24 protein-coding genes are annotated in these 23,983 nt (G+C 72.0%); 11 read left to right on the top strand and 13 right to left on the bottom strand.

The genetic code is table 11. The annotated features are described in order from the left end of the window. Positions 1 to 9: 9 nt before the first annotated feature. The gene (locus tag LZG04_RS04285; protein ID WP_233813300.1) at positions 10 to 840 is read right to left on the bottom strand and encodes a class I SAM-dependent methyltransferase; all 831 of its coding nucleotides are present in this window, start codon (positions 838 to 840) and stop codon (positions 10 to 12) included. A 192-nt stretch (positions 841 to 1,032) separates the two neighbouring features. Here LZG04_RS04285 and rpsA point away from each other — a divergent pair, with 192 nt between their 5' ends. The 3 genes from rpsA to coaE all read left to right on the top strand — a co-directional run bounded on the left by rpsA (position 1,033) and on the right by coaE (position 4,479). Continuing rightward, positions 1,033 to 2,526 (top strand): 30S ribosomal protein S1, encoded by a 1,494-nt coding sequence (rpsA, locus tag LZG04_RS04290; RefSeq protein ID WP_158851991.1) that lies wholly within the window; start codon positions 1,033 to 1,035, stop codon positions 2,524 to 2,526. Positions 2,527 to 2,666: 140 nt separating this feature from the next. Then, on the top strand, positions 2,667 to 3,275 hold the full coding sequence (locus LZG04_RS04295; RefSeq protein WP_233813303.1) for a hypothetical protein: 609 nt from the start codon (positions 2,667 to 2,669) through the stop codon (positions 3,273 to 3,275). A 28-nt stretch (positions 3,276 to 3,303) separates the two neighbouring features. Continuing rightward, positions 3,304 to 4,479 (top strand): dephospho-CoA kinase, encoded by a 1,176-nt coding sequence (gene coaE / locus LZG04_RS04300; protein WP_233813305.1) that lies wholly within the window; start codon positions 3,304 to 3,306, stop codon positions 4,477 to 4,479. Here coaE and LZG04_RS04305 read toward each other — a convergent pair. Next, on the bottom strand, positions 4,455 to 4,973 hold the full coding sequence (locus tag LZG04_RS04305; protein WP_233813308.1) for a DUF402 domain-containing protein: 519 nt from the start codon (positions 4,971 to 4,973) through the stop codon (positions 4,455 to 4,457). The genes coaE and LZG04_RS04305 overlap by 25 nt on opposite strands. A gap of 136 nt (positions 4,974 to 5,109) precedes the next feature. Further along, positions 5,110 to 5,622, bottom strand: a complete 513-nt coding sequence (locus tag LZG04_RS04310) for a DUF402 domain-containing protein (RefSeq protein ID WP_233813529.1) — start codon at positions 5,620 to 5,622, stop codon at positions 5,110 to 5,112. Positions 5,623 to 5,730: 108 nt separating this feature from the next. On the opposite strand from LZG04_RS04310, the gene LZG04_RS04315 reads away from it, so the two are divergent. Further along, positions 5,731 to 6,999 (top strand): DUF5685 family protein, encoded by a 1,269-nt coding sequence (locus LZG04_RS04315; protein ID WP_233813310.1) that lies wholly within the window; start codon positions 5,731 to 5,733, stop codon positions 6,997 to 6,999. A gap of 7 nt (positions 7,000 to 7,006) precedes the next feature. On the opposite strand, the gene LZG04_RS04320 is transcribed toward LZG04_RS04315, so the two are convergent. Beyond that, on the bottom strand, positions 7,007 to 7,663 hold the full coding sequence (locus LZG04_RS04320; protein ID WP_233813312.1) for a hypothetical protein: 657 nt from the start codon (positions 7,661 to 7,663) through the stop codon (positions 7,007 to 7,009). Between the two features lie 95 nt (positions 7,664 to 7,758). Between LZG04_RS04320 and uvrB the strand changes: the two genes are divergently transcribed. After that, on the top strand, positions 7,759 to 9,948 hold the full coding sequence (gene uvrB, locus LZG04_RS04325; protein WP_233813314.1) for an excinuclease ABC subunit UvrB: 2,190 nt from the start codon (positions 7,759 to 7,761) through the stop codon (positions 9,946 to 9,948). Here the strand turns inward: uvrB and LZG04_RS04330 are convergent. Next, positions 9,941 to 10,333: a hypothetical protein gene (locus LZG04_RS04330; RefSeq protein ID WP_233813316.1), complete on the bottom strand. Its 393-nt coding sequence runs from the start codon at positions 10,331 to 10,333 to the stop codon at positions 9,941 to 9,943. The two genes, uvrB and LZG04_RS04330, sit on opposite strands and share 8 nt — an antisense overlap. Positions 10,334 to 10,360: 27 nt before the next feature. On the opposite strand from LZG04_RS04330, the gene LZG04_RS04335 reads away from it, so the two are divergent. Beyond that, positions 10,361 to 10,714 (top strand): MmcQ/YjbR family DNA-binding protein, encoded by a 354-nt coding sequence (locus tag LZG04_RS04335; protein WP_233813318.1) that lies wholly within the window; start codon positions 10,361 to 10,363, stop codon positions 10,712 to 10,714. A gap of 148 nt (positions 10,715 to 10,862) precedes the next feature. Here LZG04_RS04335 and LZG04_RS04340 read toward each other — a convergent pair whose 3' ends face one another. Both LZG04_RS04340 and LZG04_RS04345 read right to left on the bottom strand, forming a co-directional pair. Next, positions 10,863 to 11,789: an ABC transporter permease gene (locus tag LZG04_RS04340; protein ID WP_233813320.1), complete on the bottom strand. Its 927-nt coding sequence runs from the start codon at positions 11,787 to 11,789 to the stop codon at positions 10,863 to 10,865. Further along, a complete protein-coding gene (locus tag LZG04_RS04345; protein ID WP_233813322.1) occupies positions 11,786 to 14,644 on the bottom strand; it encodes an alpha/beta fold hydrolase in 2,859 nt (952 codons plus the stop codon). Before LZG04_RS04345 ends, LZG04_RS04340 begins: the two co-directional genes overlap by 4 nt. A 315-nt stretch (positions 14,645 to 14,959) precedes the next feature. Here LZG04_RS04345 and LZG04_RS04350 point away from each other — a divergent pair, with 315 nt between their 5' ends. The 5 genes from LZG04_RS04350 to LZG04_RS04370 all read left to right on the top strand — a co-directional run bounded on the left by LZG04_RS04350 (position 14,960) and on the right by LZG04_RS04370 (position 19,951). Then, positions 14,960 to 15,970: a TerC family protein gene (locus tag LZG04_RS04350; protein WP_233813324.1), complete on the top strand. Its 1,011-nt coding sequence runs from the start codon at positions 14,960 to 14,962 to the stop codon at positions 15,968 to 15,970. A 53-nt stretch (positions 15,971 to 16,023) separates the two neighbouring features. Continuing rightward, positions 16,024 to 17,934, top strand: a complete 1,911-nt coding sequence (locus LZG04_RS04355; RefSeq protein ID WP_233813326.1) for a S9 family peptidase — start codon at positions 16,024 to 16,026, stop codon at positions 17,932 to 17,934. A gap of 71 nt (positions 17,935 to 18,005) precedes the next feature. After that, positions 18,006 to 18,689, top strand: a complete 684-nt coding sequence (locus LZG04_RS04360; RefSeq protein WP_233813328.1) for a Crp/Fnr family transcriptional regulator — start codon at positions 18,006 to 18,008, stop codon at positions 18,687 to 18,689. Between the two features lie 58 nt (positions 18,690 to 18,747). Then, on the top strand, positions 18,748 to 19,353 hold the full coding sequence (locus LZG04_RS04365) for a hypothetical protein (protein WP_233813330.1): 606 nt from the start codon (positions 18,748 to 18,750) through the stop codon (positions 19,351 to 19,353). Positions 19,354 to 19,387: 34 nt separating this feature from the next. Then, on the top strand, positions 19,388 to 19,951 hold the full coding sequence (locus tag LZG04_RS04370) for a GNAT family N-acetyltransferase (RefSeq protein ID WP_233813333.1): 564 nt from the start codon (positions 19,388 to 19,390) through the stop codon (positions 19,949 to 19,951). A 174-nt stretch (positions 19,952 to 20,125) separates the two neighbouring features. Here the strand turns inward: LZG04_RS04370 and LZG04_RS04375 are convergent, their stop codons facing one another. From LZG04_RS04375 to LZG04_RS04400, 6 genes are all read right to left on the bottom strand, one after another. Continuing rightward, entirely contained in the window at positions 20,126 to 20,782 is a 657-nt protein-coding gene (locus LZG04_RS04375) for an RES family NAD+ phosphorylase (protein ID WP_233813335.1), read from the bottom strand. Positions 20,783 to 20,822: 40 nt separating this feature from the next. Continuing rightward, a complete protein-coding gene (locus LZG04_RS04380; protein ID WP_233813337.1) occupies positions 20,823 to 21,407 on the bottom strand; it encodes a DNA-binding protein in 585 nt (194 codons plus the stop codon). Between the two features lie 170 nt (positions 21,408 to 21,577). Beyond that, positions 21,578 to 22,417: a hypothetical protein gene (locus tag LZG04_RS04385; RefSeq protein ID WP_233813339.1), complete on the bottom strand. Its 840-nt coding sequence runs from the start codon at positions 22,415 to 22,417 to the stop codon at positions 21,578 to 21,580. Positions 22,418 to 22,538: 121 nt separating this feature from the next. Next, positions 22,539 to 22,841 carry a type VII secretion target gene (locus LZG04_RS04390; protein WP_233813341.1) on the bottom strand — a complete coding sequence of 101 codons (303 nt, stop codon included), beginning with the start codon at positions 22,839 to 22,841 and terminating at the stop codon, positions 22,539 to 22,541. Positions 22,842 to 22,862: 21 nt separating this feature from the next. Then, positions 22,863 to 23,408: a YbaB/EbfC family nucleoid-associated protein gene (locus LZG04_RS04395; RefSeq protein WP_233813343.1), complete on the bottom strand. Its 546-nt coding sequence runs from the start codon at positions 23,406 to 23,408 to the stop codon at positions 22,863 to 22,865. 119 nt (positions 23,409 to 23,527) lie between these two features. Next, positions 23,528 to 23,902, bottom strand: a complete 375-nt coding sequence (locus LZG04_RS04400) for an FKBP-type peptidyl-prolyl cis-trans isomerase (RefSeq protein ID WP_141981825.1) — start codon at positions 23,900 to 23,902, stop codon at positions 23,528 to 23,530. Positions 23,903 to 23,983 lie beyond the last annotated feature (81 nt).

A 23,983-nucleotide genomic window follows, 5' to 3' on the forward strand; every position in this document is an offset into this window, starting at 1 on the left:
CCAGGCAGGCTACGGCTTGCGGGCGCGGAAGATCGCGGTGCCCGGGAACAGGCGGCCGCGCAGCGGGCTCCACTGGCCCCACGTGCGGGTGTGCCCCGCCGGCCACTCCGGTTCCACCACGTCCAGCAGCTCCAGGCCCGCGCCGACGAGCGCCCGCACGTAGTCCCCGGTGGTCCGGTGGTGTTCGACGTAGGTCGCCCGGCCGGTGTCGTCCACCTCGACGTACGGCGTGCGGTCGAAGTACGACTGCGTCACGGTCAGCCCACCCGGCCCCGGGTCGTCCGGGAAAATCCACCTGATCGGGTGAGTCACGGAGAACACCCAGGGTGCGCCCGGCCGCAGCACCCGGGCCACCTCCGCGAACACCTCGCCCACGTCCGCCACGAACGGCACCGCGCCGAACGACGAGCAGGCCGCGTCGAAGCTGCCCGACGCGAACGGCAGCTGGTCGGCGCTGGCCTGCACCAGCGGCACGGCCAGGCCGGTGGCCGCGTTCGCCGCCACCGCGTGCCTCAGCATCCCGGCCGAGATGTCGAACGCCACCGGGCGCGCGCCCTGTGACGCGAGCCACCGCGCGCACGGCGCGGAGCCGCAGCCGACCTCCAGGACGCGGCGTCCGCGCACGTCACCGAGGTAGCCGACCTCTTCCTCGCGGACGCCCTCGGGGCACCAGACGAAGTCGGCGGAGCCCAGGAAGTCGCCGTGCTCGGCGTGGTAGTCGTCGGCGTCGGCGTCCCACCACATGCGGTTGGCCGCGCGCGACTCGGCCGCGTCCACGCCCCGCTTGGCGATGCCGGTGGTGCCGAGCGCCAGTTCGGCGCTCGCGTGCTGGTCGGACACACTGCTCCATTCAAGGGTGCCGGTTTGCCCGTCGGGCTCGAAGCCGCGTACGATATCGCCCGCGTAGTGGGTTCGCGCTGTCCTGATCGGTGATCACCAGGTGAGTCGGTCTTCCCGGTGGGGCGAGCCCTGTCGCGCAAGCGTTGAACCCGCAGGCCACAAACCCCAATCCGTACCGGAGCCACCTACCTAATGTCCACCGACACCACCACTGTCCCGGTTGCCGCTGCGCCGAAGCAGGTCGCCATCAACGATATCGGGACGGAGGAGGACTTCCTCGCCGCCATCGACAAGACGATCAAGTACTTCAACGATGGCGATATCGTCGAGGGCACCATCGTCAAGGTCGACCGGGACGAGGTCCTGCTCGACATCGGCTACAAGACCGAGGGCGTCATCCCCTCGCGCGAGTTGTCGATCAAGCACGACGTCGACCCGAACGAGGTCGTCAAGGTCGGTGACGAGGTCGAGGCTCTTGTTCTCCAGAAGGAGGACAAGGAAGGTCGGCTGATCCTCTCCAAGAAGCGCGCCCAGTACGAGCGCGCCTGGGGCACCATCGAGGCCCTCAAGGAGAAGGACGAGCCCGTCAAGGGCACGGTCATCGAGGTCGTCAAGGGCGGCCTGATCCTGGACATCGGCCTGCGCGGCTTCCTCCCCGCGTCCCTGGTCGAGATGCGCCGCGTGCGCGACCTGCAGCCCTACGTCGGCCGCGAGCTCGAAGCCAAGATCATCGAGCTGGACAAGAACCGCAACAACGTGGTCCTGTCCCGCCGCGCCTGGCTGGAGCAGACGCAGTCCGAGGTCCGCAGCGAGTTCCTCAACCAGCTGCAGAAGGGCCAGGTCCGCAAGGGCGTCGTGTCCTCCATCGTCAACTTCGGTGCCTTCGTGGACCTGGGTGGCGTGGACGGCCTGGTGCACGTCTCGGAGCTGTCCTGGAAGCACATCGACCACCCGTCCGAGGTCGTCGAGGTCGGCCAGGAGGTCACGGTCGAGGTCCTGGACGTCGACATGGAGCGCGAGCGCGTGTCGCTGTCGCTCAAGGCGACGCAGGAAGACCCGTGGCGCCAGTTCGCCCGCACCCACGCGATCGGCCAGATCGTGCCGGGCAAGGTCACCAAGCTCGTCCCGTTCGGCGCGTTCGTCCGGGTGGACGAGGGCATCGAGGGCCTGGTCCACATCTCCGAGCTGGCCGAGCGCCACGTCGAGATCCCGGAGCAGGTCGTGCAGGTCGGCGACGACGTCATGGTCAAGGTCATCGACATCGACCTGGACCGCCGCCGCATCTCGCTGTCGCTCAAGCAGGCCAACGAGGGCTTCACGGTCGACTCCGAGTTCGACCCGACCCAGTACGGCATGGCCGCCGAGTACGACGACCAGGGCAACTACATCTACCCCGAGGGCTTCGACCCGGAGACCCAGGAGTGGCAGGAAGGCTTCGACAAGCAGCGCGAGGAGTGGGAGCGGCAGTACGCCGAGGCCCACACGCGCTACGAGGCCCACATGAAGCAGGTCGCCAAGGCCGCCGCGGCCGAGGAAGAGGCCGCGGGCGAGACCAACTACTCGTCCGGTGGCGAGGCCCCGGCCGCCGCGTCGTCCAGCACGGGCGCCCCGGCTCAGGCCGGTGGCACGCTGGCCAGCGACGAGCAGCTCGCCGCGCTGCGCGAGAAGCTGTCGGGCGGCGCCTGAGCAGCACCGGCCGGCGGATCCTCGCCGGTTGACTGAACGACACGATCGCCCCTCGCCCACCTCGGGCGGGGGGCGATCGTCGTTCACTCCTTCGGGGGTGAGTTGGCGTTGGCGTGCGCTAAGTTGAGAATGCTATGAGCATGCGGACGGCAGTGGTGGCGGCGATGGTGGCGCTCGTGTGCGCGGGCTGCGCCGCGGTGAAGCCGCAGCCCGTGACGCAGCCGCAGATCCCGACGATCGTGCCGCCGACCACGATCAGCCGGATCCCGCAGATGGTGGACCGGCCGATCCCCGACGACTGCGAGCTGGTCGTCCCGGTCGAGGTGTTCCACCAGAAGCTCGGCCGCGAGCTGCCCGGCGAGCTGAAGACCATCATCGGCATCCCGGAGCCGTCGCTGGGCCGCACCGGCAAGATCGACTGCTACTACGCCGTGCCGGAGCGCCAGCCCCTCGGCGCCGCGCAGGTCGTCATCGGCCTGGCCGCCTACACCGACGAGCCGACCGCGGCCGCCCGCGTCACCGAGAGCGTCGACCTGGAGCGCAAGGAAGGCGCGACGGTCCGCGAGGTCGACGTGGGCAAGAAGAAGGGCCAGTTCGTCAGCACGAAGGACGAGCGGCTGGTCATCGGGTCGCTGGGCAAGACCACGTACGTGGCCCGCGCGAAGGCGGGCGTGCTGCCGGACGACGCGATCGCCGGCTTCCTGGCGGCGCTGGCCCAGCAGTCGATGACCCCCATCGAGGGAGCCTGAAGATCCCTCGCGTGGCAGGCTGGTCGCCATGTTGCGCGTGGGGCTCTCCGGTGGCATCGGGTCGGGCAAGTCGACGGTGGCGGGCAGGCTCGCCGAGCACGGCGCGGTGGTGATCGACGCCGACCGGCTGGCCCGCGAGGTGGTCGAACCCGGCACCGACGGCCTGCGCGAGGTCGTGGAGGCGTTCGGCGCGGACGTCCTCGGCCCGGACGGCGCGCTGAACCGGCCCGCGCTCGCGGCGAAGGTGTTCGGCGACGAACGGGCCCTGGCCACGCTCAACGGCATCACGCACCCGAGGATCGCGGCCCGCACGGGCGAGCTGATCGCCGCCGCGCCCGAGGACGCGATCATCGTGCACGACGTCCCGTTGCTGGTGGAGAAGGACATGGCCCCGCTGTACCACCTGGTGGTGATCGTGCACGCGGACCTGGACCAGCGGCTGGTCCGGCTGCGAGACCGGGGCGTGGCCGAGGACGACGCGCGCCGGCGCATCGCCGCGCAGGCCGACGACGGTCGCCGCCGCGCCGTGGCGGACGTGTGGCTGGACAACTCGGGCACGCCCGACCTGGTGCTGGCCCGCGTGGACGCGCTGTGGGCGGACCGGCTGGTGCGGTACGAGTCGAACATCCGGCTGCGCCGCTACGCCGCCGGCGCGCCGATCGTGGTGCCGTATGACGAGACCTGGCCCGCCCAGGCCGAACGGGTCGCCGCACGCATCCGGCTCGCCGCCGGCGGCCGCGCGGTCGAGCACATCGGCTCCACGTCCGTGCCCGGCCTGGCGGCGAAGGACGTGCTGGACTTCCAGCTCGGCGTGAAGTCGCTGGACGAGGCCGCGGAGCTGGAGGAGGCGCTGGCGCAGGCCGGTTTCCCGTCGTTGGGGGTCGGCGAGGACGCCGTGAGGCACGAGGGCGACGCGCCGCAGGACTGGCACAAGCGGCTGCACGCGGGCGCGGACCCGGGACGGCGGGTGAACCTGCACGTCCGGGTGGAGGGCGGTCCGGCGTGGACTTGGGCGATCCGGTTCCGCGACTGGCTGCGGGCGGACGCGGCGGCGCGGGAGGAGTACGCGGCGCTCAAGCGGGAGCTCTCGGACAAGCACCGGGGTGACGCGGACGGGTTCGCCTACGGCGAGGCCAAGGAGCCGTGGATGGCCGCCGCGACCGCGCGCGTGGACGCGTTCTACAGGGACGGCCAGACGTCGTAGATGCCCCGGTGGGTCAGCCACGTGCCGAGGTCGTGGCGGTGGAGGCTGACCTCTTCCAGGGTGCGGTGCACGGTGCGCAACGCCTGGTCGGCGTCACCGGGGCCGAGGACCCGCCCGGCGACGGCGGCGGCGAACTCCTCGCAGCGCACGATCCGCGCGGTCGTGCCGCCGGGCACGGCCAGGCCGAGCAGCAGGTCGGTGGTGCGCCACGTGCGGCCGTCGCGCTGCACGCGGACCGCGCTGAGCACGCTGGGGCCGCTGCGCGCGTGCCGGGACCGGGGCCGCTGGTGGGTCAGCCGGAGGCCGAGCGCGGGCATCAACCAGGTGACCTCCGAATCGGAGAACGGATCCTCCGGCGTCGGGCACTCCAGCCGCAGCCCCCACGGCTCGACCCGGCACGTGGACAGGTGCCGCGACGTGCCGCTGGAGTAGCTGCGAACTGCGCTGACGGTGTCGACCACGTCGACGAGCTGAGGTGTGATGACCGCTCCCACGTGACCCGAGGGTAGACGCAGATGTGTCCTTGGTAACTAACAGGTTTGATTCGTTATGTCACGGTCTGTGGTGGAAGCGGTCTCTATCGGGTGACGGACTCGGATGGCGGTTGACCTGCGAGTGTGACCCTCTGTATTACCGCCGACGCCAGGTGGTGATCGTTCCGAGGGAGGCGAGCCAGCGCACGGCGTCGTGCCCGTGCGCGGCGATCCCGGCGACCGCGCGGTAGGTCGTCTCCAGCGCCCACTGCGCCCGGTCGGCCTGGATGAGCCCGTGGTCGAGCGCGGTCAGCAGCTCGTCGGTGTCCAGCACGGTCACGCTGCGGCCCGTGCGCACGACGAGGTCCAGGTAGAGGTCGACGGTCTTCCACACGGAGCCGCTGGAGCTGATCTCGACCACGTCCACGTACAGGTCGTAGTCGCGCTCGTGGCCCGGGTGCCACGACTGGCGGGTGACGCGCAGGCCGTGCGCGGGCAGCAGCCACGACTCGAAGTGCGACAGGTGCGGGTGGCCCGGCACCGGGCGGGACATGTAGAGGCCGTGCCGGGTCAGCCGGTACTCCTCGACCCCGCGCAGGTGGCCCTTGGGATCGGTGTTGCTCTTCGCGTCGAGGTCGAAGTACTCGATCTTGGGCGGGTGGATGTGCATGCGGGTCCCGGCGGTGCTCGACGTCACAGCGCCGACCTTAGGCACCGACACCGTCGAATCGCTCCTTTCTGTCACCCGAAAGTAGGATGATCGCTTACTCTTCCCGCCATGTTCGGCATCATCCGGCCCTGCCGCAACCGCCTGGGCCCTGAGCTGCGGGAGTCGTGGCTGGCGCACCTGTGCGGGCTGTGCCTGGCGCTGCGCGACGACCACGGCCACCTCGCCCGCGTGGTCACCAACTACGACGGCCTCGTCATCTCCGCGTTGGTGGAGGCGCAGTCGGGTCGGTCGCGGCGTTCCGCGGGGCCGTGCGCCCTGAGGGGGATGCAGTCGGCGGACGTCGCCGTGGGGGCGGGCGCGCGCCTGGCCGCCTCGGTGTCCCTGGTGCTGGCGTCGGCCAAGGTCGGCGACCACGTGGCCGACCGGGACGGCGTGTTCGCGCGGGCCCCGATGCGCGGCGTGGGCAGGCAGGTGGCGCGGCGGTGGGCGGCGCAGGCGACCGAAACCGGGCTCGACCTGGGGTTCGACACGGCGCTGCTGGTGGACGCGGTGCGGCGGCAGTCGGCGGTGGAGGCCGCCGCGGGCCTGGGCTCGTCGGTGCTGGCGGTGACCGAGCCGACCGAGACGGCGGCGGCCGAGGCCGTGGCGCAGACCGCGGTGCTGGCCGGGCGTCCGGCGAACGCGGCCCCGTTGCGCGAGGTCGGACGGCTGTTCGGGCGCTTGGCGCACCTGCTGGACGCAGTCGAGGACCTGGCGGCCGACCGGGCGTCCGGCGCGTGGAACCCGCTGGTCGTCACCGGCACGACGCTGGAGGAGGCCCGGCGGCTGTGCGAGGACGCGGCGCTGGGCATCAAGCTCGCCATGGCGGAGGTGGAGTTCGCCGACGACCGGCTCGTGCACGTCCTGCTGGTGCACGAGGTGCGGGAGTCGATCCGCCGCGCGTTCGGCGACCCCCGCTCGCACGGTCCACACGGTCACCCGCAGGGCCGTCCCGGCCCGTACGGCCACCCGGGTTCGCCCGCCGGTCCGCACGGCCCCGGCTCCGTGCCGCCGCCCGGCCCCGTGCCGCCACCGTCGGCCCCCGGTCGCGGTGGTCCGCCCGTCCCGCCGAAGGGCGGCAAGAAGCGCAGGCGGGCCGACGAGCCGCCCCCGCCCGGCAGCGGCCTGTGGTCCTGGCCCAAGCTGCACCGGCCGCCGGTGACCCGCGGCGCGTTCCTGGGCTGCCTGGCCGTCCTCTACCAGTGCGGCACGTGCCAGTACTGCTGCCGCGACCCGTACCCCGGCCCGTTCAGCGGCAAGCCGCGCGAGGCGTGGTGCAACTGCGACTGCGGACCCGGCTGCGACTGCGACTGCGGTTGCTGCGACTGCAACTGCTGACCCGCCGTCACGACCGCGCCCGGCGGCGGACCAGCAGTGACACGACGACCAGCACCACCACGCCGGCACCGCCGAGCAGCCACGGCCTGCCGTCCCACGGCGTGCGGCCGTAGACGGTGACGAGCCGGTTGTCGCCGTCGGTCTTGGTGAGGTCGCTCGGCGCCAGGATCACGTCGTCGGCGTCGAGCAGGTCGTTGCCCGCGCGGAACTCGTCGAGGCTGGAGTAGGTGCCGCCCGAGGCGTCGATCGCCTTGCCGTTGGCGAGGAACAGGGTCATCAGCTCCAGCCCGCCGTCCGAGCGCTTGACCAGCAGCACGCGGCCGGAGACGTGCCGGGGGTCGCCGCCCGCGTCCCGCACCGCGCGCTGAGCCGCCGGGCCGAGGTCGCAGGAGGTGTCGAAGCCGCGTGGTCGGGTGTCGGCTCGGTCGGTGCACTCGAACACGCTCATCAGCCGGGACACGAGCTGTTCGGGCGAGTAGTGGGCGGCGAGGTCGGCCTGCCGGTCCTCCGGGGCCGCGCCGTAGCCGGGGAGGCGGTCGTGCTCGACCGACGCCGACTCCCAGTACTCCTCGATGAGGTCGGGCTCGGGGTCCGGCGCGTCGGCGCGGGCGCAACCGGACACGGCCGCCAGCACGACCAGGAACAACCAGGGGAGGGCACGCATGAGCGCAGTGTGGCGTCGCCGACCGGCCCGCCGCCGCGCCGCGGCCGGAAGCTGCCACCGGCCCCGCGGACCCCTGACCTGGGCCGGATCGGAAAATGTCGTACCCCCGGCGTACCGTCGTACCCGTGGCATTCCCAACCGAGATCCCGGTCAAGGCGCACTCGTCGCATCGTCCCGTCGGTGACATCCCCCGCACCGACGGGAAGTTCCGCGTGGTCAGCGACTACCAGCCCGCGGGCGACCAGCCCGCGGCGATCGCGGAGCTCGAACGGCGCATCCACGCCGGGGAGAAGGACGTCGTGCTGCTGGGCGCGACCGGCACGGGCAAGTCGGCCACCACGGCGTGGCTGGTGGAGAAGGTGCAGCGCCCCACGCTGGTGATGGCGCCGAACAAGACGCTGGCCGCGCAGCTGGCCAACGAGCTGAAGGGGTTCTTCCCGGACAACGCGGTGGAGTACTTCGTCAGCTACTACGACTACTACCAGCCCGAGGCGTACATCCCGCAGACCGACACCTACATCGAGAAGGACTCCTCGATCAACGAGGACGTCGAGCGGCTGCGCCACTCGGCCACGATGAGCCTGCTCACCAGGCGTGACGTGATCGTGGTCGCGTCCGTGTCGTGCATCTACGGCCTGGGCACGCCGCAGTCGTACCTGGACCGGTCGATCAAGCTGGAGGTGGGCGCGGAGGTCGAGCGCGACCTGCTGCTGCGCGCGTTGGTCGACGTCCAGTACACGCGCAACGACATCGCGTTCAACCGCGGCACGTTCCGCGTGCGCGGCGACACCGTGGAGATCATCCCGGCGTACGAGGAGCTGGCGCTGCGGGTCGAGTTCTTCGGCGACGAGATCGACAAGCTCTACTACCTGCACCCCCTGACCGGTGACGTGGTCAAGGAGGTCGACGAGCTGCGCATCTTCCCGGCCACCCACTACGTGGCGGGCCCGGAGCGCATGGAGAAGGCGATCCGCAACATCGAGCTGGAGCTGGCCGACCGGCTGGCCACGCTCGAACGCCAGGGCAAGCTCCTGGAGGCGCAGCGGCTGCGCATGCGCACGTCCTACGACATCGAGATGATGCGCCAGGTCGGCTTCTGCAACGGCATCGAGAACTACTCGCGCCACATCGACGACCGCGGTCCCGGCACCGCGCCCGCGACCCTGATCGACTACTTCCCGGACGACTTCCTGCTGGTCATCGACGAGTCCCACGTGACCGTGCCGCAGATCGGCGGCATGTACGAGGGTGACGCGTCGCGCAAGCGCAACCTGGTCGAGCACGGCTTCCGCCTGCCCAGCGCCCTGGACAACCGCCCGCTGACGTGGGAGGAGTTCGCCGACCGGATCGGCCAGACCGTCTACCTGTCGGCCACCCCCGGCCCGTACGAGATGGGTCAGGCCGGCGGCGAGTTCGTCGAGCAGGTCATCCGCCCGACCGGCCTGGTCGACCCGGAGGTCGTGGTCAAGCCGACCGAGGGGCAGATCGACGACCTGGTGCACGAGATCCGGGTGCGCGCCGAGCGCGACGAGCGCGTCCTGGTCACCACGCTGACCAAGAAGATGGCCGAGGACCTCACCGACTACCTGCTCGAACTGGGCATCCGCGTCCGCTACCTGCACTCGGAGGTCGACACGCTGCGCCGCGTCGAGCTGCTGCGCCAGCTGCGCCTGGGCGAGTACGACGTGCTGATCGGCATCAACCTGCTCCGCGAGGGCCTCGACCTGCCGGAGGTCTCCCTGGTCGCGATCCTGGACGCGGACAAGGAGGGCTTCCTGCGCTCGGGCACCAGCCTGATCCAGACCATCGGCCGCGCGGCCCGCAACGTCTCCGGCGAGGTCCACATGTACGCGGACCGGATCACCGACTCGATGCAGCACGCGATCGACGAGACCAACCGCCGCCGCGCCAAGCAGATCGCCTACAACGAGGAACGCGGCCTGGACCCCCAGCCGCTGCGCAAGAAGATCACCGACATCCTCGAGCAGGTCTACGCCGAGGCCGAGGACGCCATCGCCCCGGGTGGCTCGGGCCGCAACACCTCGCGCGGCAAGAAGCCGACCGGCGACCCGGGCGCGTCCGGCCGCACCAGCTCGGGCGTCCTGGCCGACCGCGACACCTCCACCATGGCCCGCTCGGAACTGGCCGACCTGGTCCAACAGCTGACCGACCAGATGATGAACGCCGCCCGCGAGCTCCAGTTCGAACTGGCCGCCCGCCTGCGCGACGAAATCCAGGACCTGAAGAAGGAACTGCGCGGCATGGACGCGGCGGGCGTCAAGTAGCCGTGACGGTGGCGCGGATCCGGCCCAGCACGGCGTTCTCGGCCGCGCCGACGCGCCCGTCCGCCGAGGCGACCTCCTCGCAGACCGCCACCACGGTCGCGGGGAACGCCTCGGCGTCCTCGGGCGCCTTGGCGGCCAGGATGTCCACCGAGCGCCGCAGGGCCCGGAGCACGCCGGCCTCCACGTCGGCCGTGGACCCGGCGGGCAGCTCGGGCGGGGCCGCCCCGAGCACCTCCCGCAGCCGCGGCGGGAACGCCGTCATCGCCCGGATCCCCGCGTGGCTCTCCTCGTCCAACGCACCCGGTTCCGCGGTCGACACCAGCACCATCGCACCGAAGACGGCCGTGCGCAGCGTCCGACCTTCCTCGTCCGTGTAGAAAGTCACCCGAGCACCCTAGATGAGCGTGATGCCATGACGTTGGACGACGTGATCGAGCACTGCCTCGCCAAGCCCGGCGCCGAGGAGACCTACCCGTTCGGTGACGGGGAGCTGTGCTGCAAGGTCGGCGGCAAGATCTTCGCGTTCATCGGCCTGGACGGCGGCACGGTCGGCGTAAAGTCCGGCGCCACCGCCGAAGAGGCCGGCCAGTGGCGCGAGCGGTACCCGGAGGACATCGCCGTCAGCGCCTACATCGGCCGCTACGGGTGGAACCGGGTCCACCTCGACGGTGCGGTCCCGGCCGACGAGGTGCGCGAACTGCTGGACCTCTCCTACGACCTCATCGTGGCCAGACTGCCGAAGTCGAAGCGACCGGCGTTGTCCTAGCGGAGGGCTGTGCCGGCCGCCTCCGGTCTCAGTGGACGTTGGTCATCACGTTCCACCCGACGCCGCCCGATCGGCGAAGTTCCACTGGCCGTAACGACGAACGGCGCACCCGGAGCGTCCCGGGTGCGCCGTCCGGCGAAGCACGACGTCAGCTGGTGATGTCCTTGCGCGCGAACTTCCGCGCCGCCAGCAGCGTGAAGAACGCCCCGTACGCCAGCGCCGAGAACGTGCCCTTCGCCATCCCCGACCAGTCCACGTCGGACGACAGCAGGTCGGCCCACGCCAACGCGTAGTGCGTCGGCAGGTAGTCCCGCAGCCCCTCCAACGCCGTGATCTGGTCGAGGATCTGCGACAGGATCGACGCCAGCACGGCGCCGCCCACCGCGCCCAGCGGCGCGTCGGTCGACACCGACAGGTACAGCGCGAGCCCGGCCACCCAGAACAGGTGGATCGAGATGTAGACGACGGCCAGCGCCACCCCGTACACCCCGGCCCCGAACGACGCGGCCTCACCGGTCGGCGACACCGCCTCGCCCGCCCCGTACCAGACCACGCCGACGACCAGCGCCACCGCGGGCAGCAGCGCCAGCGCGAACACCGACATCAGCCCGGACGCCAGGGCCTTGCGGCGCAGCAGCCGGTGCCGGGGGATCGGCGCGGCCAGCAAGTACTTCAACGACGACCACGACGCCTCGCTCGCGATCGTGTCACCGAAGAACAGCGCCACGATCATCGGCAACAGGAAGCTGCCGCTGACGAACAGCGTCAGGATCACGAAGTTCACGCCGCTGGCCGTGGCCAGGTCGACGAACCCGCCCGCCCGCCGGTTCGGCGACGCCTGCCCCAGCTCGAACGCCACCACCAGGATGAACGGGAGCAGCACCAGGAATCCCAGCACCAACTGCGTCCGCCTGCGGCGCAACTGCCGCACCAGCTCCACCCGCACGGGCAACGTCCGCCCGGCCCGGTACCCGGCCTTCGACCCGTCCGCCGCGACCGCCGAGTGCTCGGCCCGCGCCGCGTCGGTCAGGTCGGCGATCGCCGCCGGGTCGGTGTGCACACCGTTCTCGCTCATTCGCCCACCAACTCCAGGAACGCGTCTTCCAACCGCCGGCGCGGGCCGGCCTGGTCCACGGCCACGCCCGCCGCCACGAGCGCCTGCAACGCCGTCGCACGCGGGGTGCCGTTGAGGCTCGCGTGGACCTGTTCGCCGTCCACGTGCACGTCGTGCACGCCCGCCAGCCCGCGCAGCACCGTCGCGGCTTCCTCGGGCCGGTCGACCCGGAAGGTCGCCTCGCCGCTGCCCGTCGCGATCTCGTCGACCGGACCGGCCGCGACCAGCGTCCCCTTGTGCATCACGACCACGTGCGTGCACGTCTGCTCGACCTCGGCGAGCAGGTGGGACGACACCAGCACGGTCCGCCCCGCCGCCGCGTAACGGCGCAGCACCTCGCGCATCTGGTGGATCTGGGGCGGGTCGAGCCCGTTGGTCGGCTCGTCCAACACGAGCAGGTCGGGCAGGCCGAGCATGGCCTGCGCGATCGCCAGCCGCTGCCGCATGCCCTGGCTGTAGGTCCGCACGCGCCGGTGCACGGCGTTGCCCAGGCCGGCGATCTCCAGGGCCTCCTCGACGTGCGCCTGCTCCAGCGGACGGCCGGTGGCCGCCCAGTACAGCCGCAGGTTCTCCGCGCCGGACAGGTGCGGCAGGAAGCCGGAGCCCTCGACGAACGACCCGATCCGCGACAGCACCGGCGCACCCGGGCTGACCCGGTGGCCGAACACCCTGATCCCGCCCTCGGTGGGTCGGATCAGGCCCATCAGCATGCGCAGCGTCGTGGTCTTGCCCGCGCCGTTGGGCCCGAGCAGGCCCAGCACCTGGCCGTGCTCCACCCGGAACGACAGGTCCTTCACCGCGGTGAGCCCACCGGGGTAGGACTTGGTCAGGTTCTCGATCACCAGCGGCACCGACTCGAGCTCCGGGTCGACGTCCGCGGTCAGCCGGCGGCGGAACCACGCCACCACGGCCGCGATGACGCACACGACCAGCACGATCGCGATGCCCCACAGCGCGCCGACCGGCACCTCGCTGGTCGCGTTCACGCCCGGCACCACCGGAACCGACAGCTCCGGCGCGGCCAGCGAGACCCGGTAGGCGGCGGGCTCCGCGGCGTTGGCGTAGGCCATGTCGGTGGTCGACACGACCAGTTGCAGCCGGTGGTCGGCCTCGATCGGGCGCACCGCGCCGGGCAGCGTCACGGTCACCTCGACCGGCGTGCCGTCGGCGGGCAGGTCGGTCACGCGCACCGGCGCGACCGCCGAGCCGGGCAGCGTCCGCACGCCGTTGGCGTCGGCGTCGTACAGCTTCACGAACAGCACCGCGCCGTCGGCGGGCACGGGCTGGCCGGGCACGGCCGCCACGCGCAGCCGCACCGTGGACGAGCCGGTCAGCAGCGTCTGCGCGGTCTGCGGCTCGCTCTGGAACACGGCGGCCTGGCCGGGCATGTCGATCGCCAGCCGCGACGACAGCGAGCTGGAGCGCGCCACCACCGACCCGAGGCCGGGCAGGCTGGACACCGACGCGGGGTTGCCGCCCGCGGGGTTCACCACGACCTGCTCGCGGCCGGTCAGCGGCACGTCCCGGCGCTGCGTCGCCCCCGAGCCGCCCAGGCCCGGGTAGCTCGGCGCGACCACGGTGCGCAACGACGGCGCGCCGCTGCTGCGGAACGCGCCGACGACCGTGTACTCGAAGCCGGTGCCGGGGTCGGCACCCCTGCCCTGCAGGTGGAACTCCATCCAGTCGGCGATCTGCCCGCGCAGCTCGGGGCCGGGAGAGCCGCCGTCGTGACCGCCCGCGTACCAGACGACCTTGACCTTCGCGCCGTTCGCGGCGATCTGGCGGGCGTTGGCGTCGGCCTGGTCGAGGCCGAACAGGGTGTCCTGCTCGCCCTGCACCAGCAGCGTCGGCTGGGTGATCTTGTTCGTCACCGTCGACGGCGACGCCCGGCGCAGCACCTCCAGCGTCTGCGGCCCGGCCTTGCCGGTGGTCGCGACCTCGGTGTAGGCGGCGCACACGTCGGCCTGGAACCGGCCGCACGCGCCGTTGACCGGCCCGGCCGGTCGCGGGTCTCCCGCCTGCTGCTGCGGCGCGGTGACCGCGGCGGCGGCGTTGTCCAGGCCCTGGCTGTCGTCGTCCTGACCGGGCTCGGCGGCCTCCTGGCCGGGGTTGGTCGCGTCCGCGCCCGACAGGCCCGCGGAGAAGAAGATGCCCGCCCACGACCGCTTGAACACGCCGTCGTCGGCGAACGCGCCGGCCGCCGGGGTCTCGCCGTCCACGCCGTCGGTCCGCGCCGAGTTCGGCAGCAGCGCCTGGGCCAGGTCGTTGTAGGTGATGACGGGGGCGATGGTGTCGACCCGGGGGTCGACGCCGGCCAGCGACAGCGCCAGCGCGCCGCCGTACGAGCCGCCGGTCACGCCCACCTTCGGGTCGCCGCCGCCGTCGGTGAGCACCTCTTCCCGGGTGGCCAGCCAGTCGAGCAGCTTCTGCGCGTCGCGGACCTCGTGGTCGAGCGAGTTGAGCGCGATCTGGCCCGTGCTGCGGCCGAAGCCGCGCGCCGAGTAGGCCAGCACGACGAACCCCCGCTGGGCCAGCTCGGTGGCCTGGGAGGCGACGCTCGCCTTGCTGCCGCCGAAGCCGTGCGGCAGCAGGATGGCGGGCGCGGGTGTGCGTTCGGGCAGGTACAGGGTGGTGTCGATCTGCACGGTGCGGTCGCTGTCCGGACTTTCCGGCACGTCGATCACCGCTTCGCGGGTGCTCACCGGGACGGGGTCGTCCCCCTGGCGCGTGAAGACCACGATGGCGCCCACCAGGGCGACCAGCACGACGAGCGCGGGGAGCGACCACCTGCCGCGGAGGCGGTTGAGGGAGGCCACGGAGTTGACCTTAGGCGTGATTGGCTGAGAACGAGCGGTCAGCACCGCCTCGCGCTCTCAGCGGAACCGACTGGTTCCGTTGACCGAAAGCCGCTGGTCCCCGCGGCCCGGTCGGGTGCGTCTGATCACCTCCGCTGGCGCGGGACCGCGGTCATGCGTGAGACTGTGTGTGCGTGGAGGGGAGTACTCCCTCGCGGCGGTGTCGTCAGCACGGAGCCTGGCGTGAGGTTCCCGGTGCCGCCGGTCGGTGGTTTCACACCGGCGGAGGAGACCTCCGGTCATTGGCGTGCGCGCGATGCACCGGAGGGTTAATCAATGTCTGTCCCCGTGTGGCTGTGGTTCGCCACGATCGCCGGCCTGATGGTCCTGTTGGCCATCGACCTCTTCATCGTCGACCGCAAACCGCACGAGGTCACCATCGGCGAAGCCGCCCGGTGGGTCACCTTCTACGTGGCTGTCGCGATCCTGTTCGGCATCGGCATCTGGATGTTCTCGGGCGGTGTCTACGCGGGCGAGTTCTTCGCCGGGTACATCACCGAGTACTCGCTGAGCGTCGACAACCTGTTCATCTTCCTGATCATCATGACCACCTTCAAGGTGCCCGCGATCCACCAGCACAAGGTGCTGCTGATCGGCATCCTGATGGCGCTGGTCATGCGCGGCATCTTCATCGCCGTCGGCGCGGCGGTCATCGCGCAGTTCAGCTGGGTCTTCTACCTCTTCGGCGCGTTCCTCATCTACACCGGCTACAAGCTGGCGCGCACCGACCACAACGAGGAGGAAGAGGAGTACAAGGAGAACGTCGCCCTGCGTTTCGTGCGCAAGGTGTACCCGGTGACCGACGGCTACCGCGACGGCCGGTCGTTCGTGAAGATCGACGGCAAGCGGTTCGTCACGCCGATGTTCATCGTCATCGTCGCCATCGGCACCACGGACCTGCTGTTCGCGCTCGACTCCATCCCGGCGATCTTCGGCCTGACCAAGGAGCCGTTCCTGGTCTTCACCGCGAACGCGTTCGCGCTGATGGGCCTGCGGCAGCTGTACTTCCTGCTCGGCGGCCTGCTGAACAAGCTGGTGTACCTGTCGATCGGCCTGTCGGTGATCCTCGGCTTCATCGGCGTGAAGCTGATCCTGGAGGCGCTGCACACCAACTCGCTGCCGTTCCTCAACGGCGGTGAGCCGCTGCACGTGCCGACGATCGGCATCGAGGTGTCGCTGTCGGTGATCGTGGGCGTGCTGGCCATCACCACGATCGCCAGCCTGGTCAAGGTGCGTCGCCACCCCGAGGCGGTCAAGCAGGTCGCCGCCCCCGGTGACCATCTGTGAGCGTCAAAAGCTCGTGAGCCTTGCTAAGGATCGTTGGGGTAACGTGCTGAGGCGTGCGCCCCGATGACTTGCAGTCGTTGACCCAGCCCGGCTCCGTGTCGGTGCGAGGGGACCTCGTCCTGGTGAACGTCACCACCCCCGACGTCGCCGCGAACGCCTACCGGGGTGGGCTGCACCGCGTCGCCCTGGACGGCGGCGGGACGAGCCGGTGGACGTGGGCGGAACGCGACCTGGCACCCCGGATCTCCCCGGACGGCCGCTGGGTCGCGTTCCTGCGCGTCACCGAGCGCGGCAAGGCACCGCAGCTGCACGTGATGCCGTCCGACGGCGGCGAGGCGCGGGCGCTCACCGACCTGCGGCTCGGCGCGGGCACGCCGGTGTGGGCGCCGGACTCACGCCGGATCGCGTTCACCTCGCGGGTCGCCGAACCCGGCCGCTACGGCGCGCCGCTCGTCGAGGGCGGGGAAGCACCGACGCCGGACGCCGAGGCGCCGCGGCACATCACGCGGCTGGACTACCGGATCGACGACCTCGGGTTCACCGCCGACCGGCACGCCCGGTTGTTCACCGTCGACGCCCTGGAGCCCGGGGCCGAGCCGGTCGAGCTGACCGACGGCACGTTCTCCGTCGCGGACCCGGCCTGGACCGCCGACGGCGAGGCCGTGCTGTTCCTGGCCGAACGCGACCTCGGCGCGGCCGAGGCGTTCCACAACGACGTCTACCGCGTGCCCGCCGCCGGCGGCGAGCCCGAGCTGGTCGTGGCCGCACCCGGCGCGGCCATGCTCCCGGTCGCGCTGCCCGGCGGCGGCGTGCTGTTCTACTCGCCCGAGCACGCGCCCGGCACGTCGCCCGTCGCGCGCAACACGAGCCTGTGGCGGTTCGACGGCGCCGGGCTCGTGCGGCTCACCGACACCGAGACCGTCGACTGCGAGAAGGCCGCCGGCCCGCCGGTGGTGACCGACGCGGGCGTGCTCGTGGCGGTGCGCCACCGGGGCGCGGTCGAGCTGCGCCGCGTGCCGCTCGACGCCGACGACGCCGTGCTGGACGACCTGGAGCTGCTCGCGGGCGAGCGGGCCGAGGTGAAGTCGTTCGCCGCCGACGGCGACCGGGTCGTGGCCGTGGTGTCCACCTCGGACAACCCCGGCGAGGTGGAGCTGGTCGGCGGCGGCACGCTGACCGACTTCGGCTCGACCGTGCCGCTGCGGCCGTCGGTGGAGCTGACCGGCACGGCCCCGGACGGCTACCCGGTGCACGGCTGGCTCGTGCTGCCCGAGGGCGAGGGCCCGCACCCGGTGCTGCTGGCCGTGCACGGCGGGCCGTTCATGTACCACGGCTGGGGCTTCTTCGACGAGGCCCAGGTCTACGCCGCGGCCGGTTACGCGGTCGTGCTGCCCAACCCGCGCGGGTCCGCCGGGTACGGCCAAGCGCACGGCCAGGCCGTGATCGGCGGCTTCGGCACGGTCGACGTGGACGACATCCTCGCCGTGCTGGACGTCGCGCTGGAGCGGCCCGAGCTCGACGCCGACCGCGTGGGCGTGATGGGCGGCTCCTACGGCGGCTTCATGACCTCCTGGCTGGCCGCGCACCACGGCGAGCGCTTCCGCGCCGCGTGGAGCGAGCGCGCCGTCAACGCGTGGGACTCGTTCGCCGGGTCGTCGGACATCGGCTGGTTCTTCACCGACGCCTACTGCGGGCCGGGGCTGGAGGCGCAGCGCTCGATGAGCCCGCTGACCTACGCCGAGAAGATCACCATGCCGTTCATGGTGGTGCACTCCGAGCACGACTGGCGCTGCCCGCTGGAGCAGGCGCAGCGGATGTACGTCGCGCTGCGCCGCAACGGCGTCGAGGCCGAGATGCTGCTGTTCCCCGGCGAGGGCCACGAGCTGACCCGTTCGGGCAAACCCCGCCACCGGGCGCAGCGGTTCCAGGCCGTGCTGGACTGGTGGGCGCGCCACTTGGCCTGAAACCGGGCGCGCTTCGGCTCTCCCTCCTCCGCGAGCGGCACACTGGTCCCTCGCGGAGGAGGTCGAACGAGATGGCGATCCCATCAGCCTGGCCCACCGGCACGTACCTGGAGGCGGTGTCCGCCGCCGGACGCGCGGCGCTGCTCCAGATGGGGGTGCCGAAGGTGTTCCGGCGCGGCGAGGCGCTGGTGCGCGAGTCCGAGCGGTCCGACCACGTGATCCTGTTGCTGCACGGGCTGGTCAAGGCCACGGTGACGCTGGAGAACGGGCGGGTCGCGCTGCTCAACGTCAAGGTCGGCGGCGACGTGGTCGGCGAGATGGCGTTCCTGACCGGCAAGCCGCGCTCGGCGACGGTGACCGCGTGCCTCGACACCCGCGCGCGGGTGATCAGCGCGGCGCAGTTCACCGACTACCTCACCCGGGACCCGGCGGCCCACTTCGACCTGGACAAGATGATCCTGCGCACGCTGAGGTGGGGCGAGCAGCGGCGCATGGACTTCAACGGCTACCCGGCGTCCGTGCGGCTGGCCCGCGTGCTGGTCTACCTCACCGACGCCTACGGCCACCAGGGGTCCGACGGCATCGCGTTGAAACTCAACCTGACCCAGGGCGAGATCGGGTCGCTCGTCGGCGTGGAGGAGGACACCGCGCGCCGGGAGTTCCGCGCGCTGCGCGATCGCGGTGTCCTCACCATGGGGTACCGGGCGACCACGATCGTGGATCGGGACGTGCTGCGGACGATCGCCGAGCTGTGAAACGGGAAACCCCACGGCCGCCCTACTCCCGAACGCGGACGAACGCGATGCTCCTGGTGTGACGCTGGAAATGGTGACGCCCCTCCGCGGCCTGGTCTACCGCCTCGTGGTGGCCGTGGACGTCGAGGGCTACAGCAAGCTCGACGCGCTGGACCAGTCCCTGGTGCAGTCGCGGCTGAGCGACGTCCTGGACGTGGCCGCCCGCAAGGCCGGGCTGGACCGCGACCAGTGGTACCGGCAGGTGCGCGGTGACGGCGAACTCGCCGTGCTGCCGACCGACGCCGACGCCGCGTGGGTGGTCGCCCACTTCACCGAGCAGCTGGTCGAGGCGTTGGCCGACCTGCGCCGCGCGGGCACGCCGCTGCGGATGCGCGTGGCCATGCACTGCGGCCCGCTCACCGCGGGCGCGTTCGGCCTGGTCGGCGACGCCCCGATCGTGACCTGCCGGCTGCTCGACGCCAAGGTGGTGCGCGACGCGCTGGCCGGCGCCGAGGACGACCTGGTGCTGGTCATCTCCCAGCAGTTGCACGACGACGTCGTGCGCACCCGGTTCCACGACCTGGACCCGTCGCGGTTCCGGCCGACCCGCTTCCGGATGAAGAACCAGCAGTACTCGGGCTACCTGTGCACCGGCGCGCCGAGGCGGGCTTGGTCGAATGGCTAGCGGATCGCCCGGTGGTTGCGGCACGCTCTCAAGGATGCAGTGGACCGTGCGGGCCGGACGGCCCGACGACGCGCCCGAGATCGCCCGGATCAACGTGGACGCGTGGCAGCACTCGTACCGCGGGATAGTGGACGACCCGGTGCTGGACCGGATGCTGCCGGAGAGCAGGCTGCCCGCGTGGGCGCGCGTGCTGCGGCTGCCCGAACCCAGCCGGGTGTTCGTCGCGGTCGACGAGGGCACCGGCCGGATCGGCGCGTACTGCGCGGTCGACGCGGTCCGCGAGTCCGGGGACGCCCACCCGGACCTGCACACCGGCGAGCTGGTGGCGATCTACGCCGACCCCCGCTACCAAGGTCAGGGCGCGGGCCACGAGGTGCACGAGGCCGGCCTGCGCCACCTGATGGACCAGGGGTTCCGGTACGCGGTCCTCTGGGTGTTCCAGGACAACGCCCGCAGCCGCGGGTTCTACGAGTCGCACGGCTGGCGGCACGACGGGCTGGTGCACTGCTACGAGCTGGGCGACCAGGAACTGCCCGAGGTCCGCTACGGCCGGTTCCTGCCCGCACCGCGCCGACGCGGTGCGCCGAGCAGGGTGTAGTCGGGCTCGGTTCGCGCCGGCGTGGTCAGCCGAGCGGGGTGTGGTGGGGCTCGGTTCGCGCTCGCGTGGTCAGCCGGTTGGGTGTAGGTCGTGCCCGGTTCGCGCCGGTGTCGTGCGTCGGGCCGGGTGTGGTCGGGCTCGGTTGGTGTGGTTCGGTTCCCCGCGCCGGCGTGGTCAGCCGAGCAGGGTGTAGTTCAGCTCCTCGCACACCCGCGCCAGCGGCAGGTCCAGGCCGGGATGTTCCAACGGCAGCAGCACGTCCGGCGAAGCGGGCAGGCCCGAGCCCGCCGGCGGATCCCACAGGCACACCGCCGGGTCGCCCGAGTCCATCGACGAGCGGTACCACAGGCCGTCCAGCTCGGGGTAGGCCGCGCGGATCGCCCGCGCCCACTGCTGCGTGAGCACCTTGGGCCCCGTGCTGATCTCCTGCGACGCGCCCGCGCGGGTCGGCCACAGGCCGGTGAGGTCGAGCAGCCGCAGCGTCCGGCGCGGCCGCAGCACCACCAGGAACGGGCTGCGGGTCCGCCGGTCCACCACCGACGTCGCCTGGAACACCTCGGCCACCGACGTGCGCACGGTCAGGCCGAAGTACAGCACCCCCTGGTCGTGGGCGTGGGTCGGCGAGCCGTCCGGGCCGGGCGGCTGGGTGTCGAACCGCGCGTGCGGCAGCGGTCCGGTGTAGCGGAAGCTGTTCCACCGCTGCGGGTGCAGCCCCTTCGCGGCGAAGACGCGCACCAGCCGGGTGGCGCGGTGCACCGCCACGACGTCCTCGGTGCGGCGCAGGTTCGCCTGGAGCACAGCGGGAGAGGGCGGCTGGGGTAGCCGTGACATGCGTGTCCAAGGTTCTCGGCGACAGGGGTCGGCGACCGGGTCAGGCGGGTGTGCCCAACTGCTCGGCCAGCGCCGCCACGCGGCGGGGTTCGCCGCCTGCCAGCAGCCACTCGCGCGGCGTGGTGGGCGTGCCGTCCACCACCAGGTCCTGCTGCTCGGTCGTCATGAACCCGGCGACCACGAGCGCGGGCTGGTCCGGCGGCACGGCCGCGAGCACGGCCTCCAGGCCCGGCAGCACCCCGCCGCCCGCGAACTGCCAGGCGGGCAGCCGCCAACTGCCCCGGTCCTTCCAGCCGACCAGGCGGCCGACGCCGAGCCGGTGCCGGATGCGGCTGGTGTCCACGCCCAACTGCCGCGCCGCTTCCGCCACGGTCAGCGCCGAGTCGCGCAGCACGGCGTGCGCGACCACGGTCCGCGCGCGTCCCTGGTCGTCGGTCACGCGGTGCGGGCTCAGGTCGAGGCCCACGTCCTCCAGCGCGTCGCGCTGGTCGGGTGGGAAGTAGCTGCCCGGGTCCGGGTGCGGTGGTGCCAGCTTCTTCGCCGCGTCGGCCACCAGCGACAGGAACTCGTCGGGGGTGACCTGCAAGCCTGCCTTGGCCAACACCGCCTCCAGCGCGGGACTCATGCGCACAGGGTATCCCGAGCGTGCGCTTCTGTGCGCATAGGTAACCCGATCGTCGGAAGAGGTCGACAGAGTGCGCACATTCATTGACTCTACGTAAACGAGCGAGGTCGAGCACGGTGACCTCGGCCTCATCCGAGTGCGCGGGCGCGGTCGCCCGGTCGGGGGTCGGGTCAGGCGCTGCCGGTGATCAGGGCGACCGCGCGCTCGCGCGTGGCCTCGTCGACCTCACCCAGTCGGAAGCCGCGGTCCACGATGTGCGCGACCAGGTCCGGCTCGGGCGGCAGGCCGTGCTTGCGCAGGTAGTGCGGCACCGCGCCGGCCCAGATCCAGGTGCCGTCGGTGCGGAAGTTCAGCGGCACGTCCTGCTCGCCGGGCACGAACTCGTCCACGTCGAGGTTGCGGGCGGCCAGCACGACCGGCGCGCCCTCCAGGTAGGTCAGCAGCGCGTCGGCCAACTGCGGGTCGATCACCTGCCGGTTCACCACGGGGCGGCCTGCCTCGTCGCGGCCGTCGTAGACGTGCGCGGTGCGCAGCCCGCCCTGCTCCGGGGACGGCACGGGCTCCGGCAGCGGCGGCAGGCCGACGCGCCGGCGCAGCCACGGCGGGATCCGGTCGTCCTGGCGGGGGAACGTGCGCAGCTCGTCCTGGAAGCCGATCACCGGCGGCGGGTTGCGCCAGCGCGGCTCGTCGTCGGCGTTGAAGTCCACCGAGAACGCGGCCGGCGCCTCGATCTCGTACACCGCGCTCAGCCACGTGCCGCGCACGGGCTCGTACATCCCGGCCCGCAACTGGCCGAACAGCTGCACCACGTCCATCGGCGGGCGCACCGGCCGCCACTGCCCGTCGGGGCCCGCGAACGCCAGGTCGACCTCGATGTGCCTGCCCGCGGCCCGGTACTCGGCCCGGATCCGCCGCCAGCCGGGCGGCAGGGCGGGGAGCATGGCCCGGCCGATCTGCTTGACGAGCTGGTCCTGCTCCTGCTCGGTCAGCGGTGTGGCTGGCTGGCTCATGCGTCGAACACCCCTTCGGCTCCCCCCGGCACGGTGCGCCGATCTTAACGGCCACGACACACCCGCGTGGTCCGCTTGGGTGAGACCGCGGGTCAGCCGGCCGCACCGCGCTCAGCGGCCGTCAGCCACCGGACTGGAAGCTGTCCCGGATCGCCTCTTCCATCTCCCGGTACTGGTCGACGGTGTTCTTCACGGCCTTGCCGGCGGCGTCCATCGCCTCCACCGCGCCCTGCAACGCGTCCAGCCCCCACTGCTCGACCGGGTCGAGCATCATCCGGAACGGCTGGCAGATGATGCCGTAGGCGTCGGTCGGCATGCTCACGGTCTTGGCCGCGTCCACCGCGCCCTGCAACCGCGCGCCCAGCTCGTCCAACTGCTTGCTGTGCGCCTCGAGCGTGTCGGCGACGATCTCGAAACCGGCCATGCGATCCCCCTGGAGAGCTGGTTAGGAAAGGAAGGACTGCCCGCCGAAGTCGTCGTCCTCGTCCGGTCGGCGCGGCGGCCTGCGGGTCGGCGGGGCGGGCGGCGGCCCGGGACGTGAGGCGGGCGGGGCGGGCGTGTCGTCGTCCTCGATGCCGAACCGCATCTCACGGCCCACCGGCGGCGGCGCGGGCTCCTCGTGCGGCGGGGTGGGGAAGTGGCGCTTGGCCTCGTTGAACAGCACGTTGGCCGTCTCGTCCTGCGTGCCGATGGTCTCGGCCATGGCCTGCTGGAGCAGCTCCGGGATGCGCGCCTGCGCGCGTTGCAGCGTCCGCATCACCTCGGCCGACACCTCGGCCATCCGCTTGTCCCGCGCGGACTCGGCGATCTCCAGGTGGGTGAGGATGCCGTTCGAGCCGATGGTGAGGCGCACGGAGCCGTCGCGGGACGCCTCGGAGATGGTCATGCCCTGCACCCGGGCGGCCATCTCCTGGTAGCGCTCCGCCTTCTGCTCGATGCTCCGCTGCCACTGGCTGAGCATCCGCTCGGACGCGCCGATGTCCTCGGGCACGACGTTCTCCCCCTCGCAGTTGGTCCCCCCAGGATGACGCAATGGTGAACGGCCCGGTTCCGCCCCGGGGTCGAATGCTCCGAACGGAGCAGGGGCGTGAACCGGGCCGTGCCGACGCGTCAGTTCACGCCGAGCAGGTCCACCACGAAGATCAACGTCTCGCCGCCCTTGATCACGCCGCCCGCGCCCCGGTCGCCGTAGCCCAGGTGCGCCGGGATGACGAGCTTGCGCCGGCCGCCGACCTTCATGCCCGCGACGCCGCGGTCCCAGCCGGCGATGACCCGACCGCCGCCCAGCGGGAAGCTGAACGCCTCGCCGCGGTCCCAGGAGGCGTCGAACTGCTCGCCGGTCGAGTGCGCCACACCGACGTAGTGGACGTGCACGAGCTGACCGGGGGCCGCCTCGGGCCCGTCGCCGACGGTGATGTCCTCGATCACCAGGTCGGCGGGCGGTGCGCCCTCGTACGGCTCGACCACGGGCTTGCTCGGGGCCATGTGACTCTCCTGTGTCGCTGCACCCCCGGACCGGGGGTGTTGGGCAAATCGGTCCGGCCCTACTCAATCACGTCGCCCGGA

Source organism: Saccharothrix sp. S26 (assembly GCF_021390395.1).
Classification (GTDB): Bacteria; Actinomycetota; Actinomycetes; order Mycobacteriales; family Pseudonocardiaceae; genus Actinosynnema.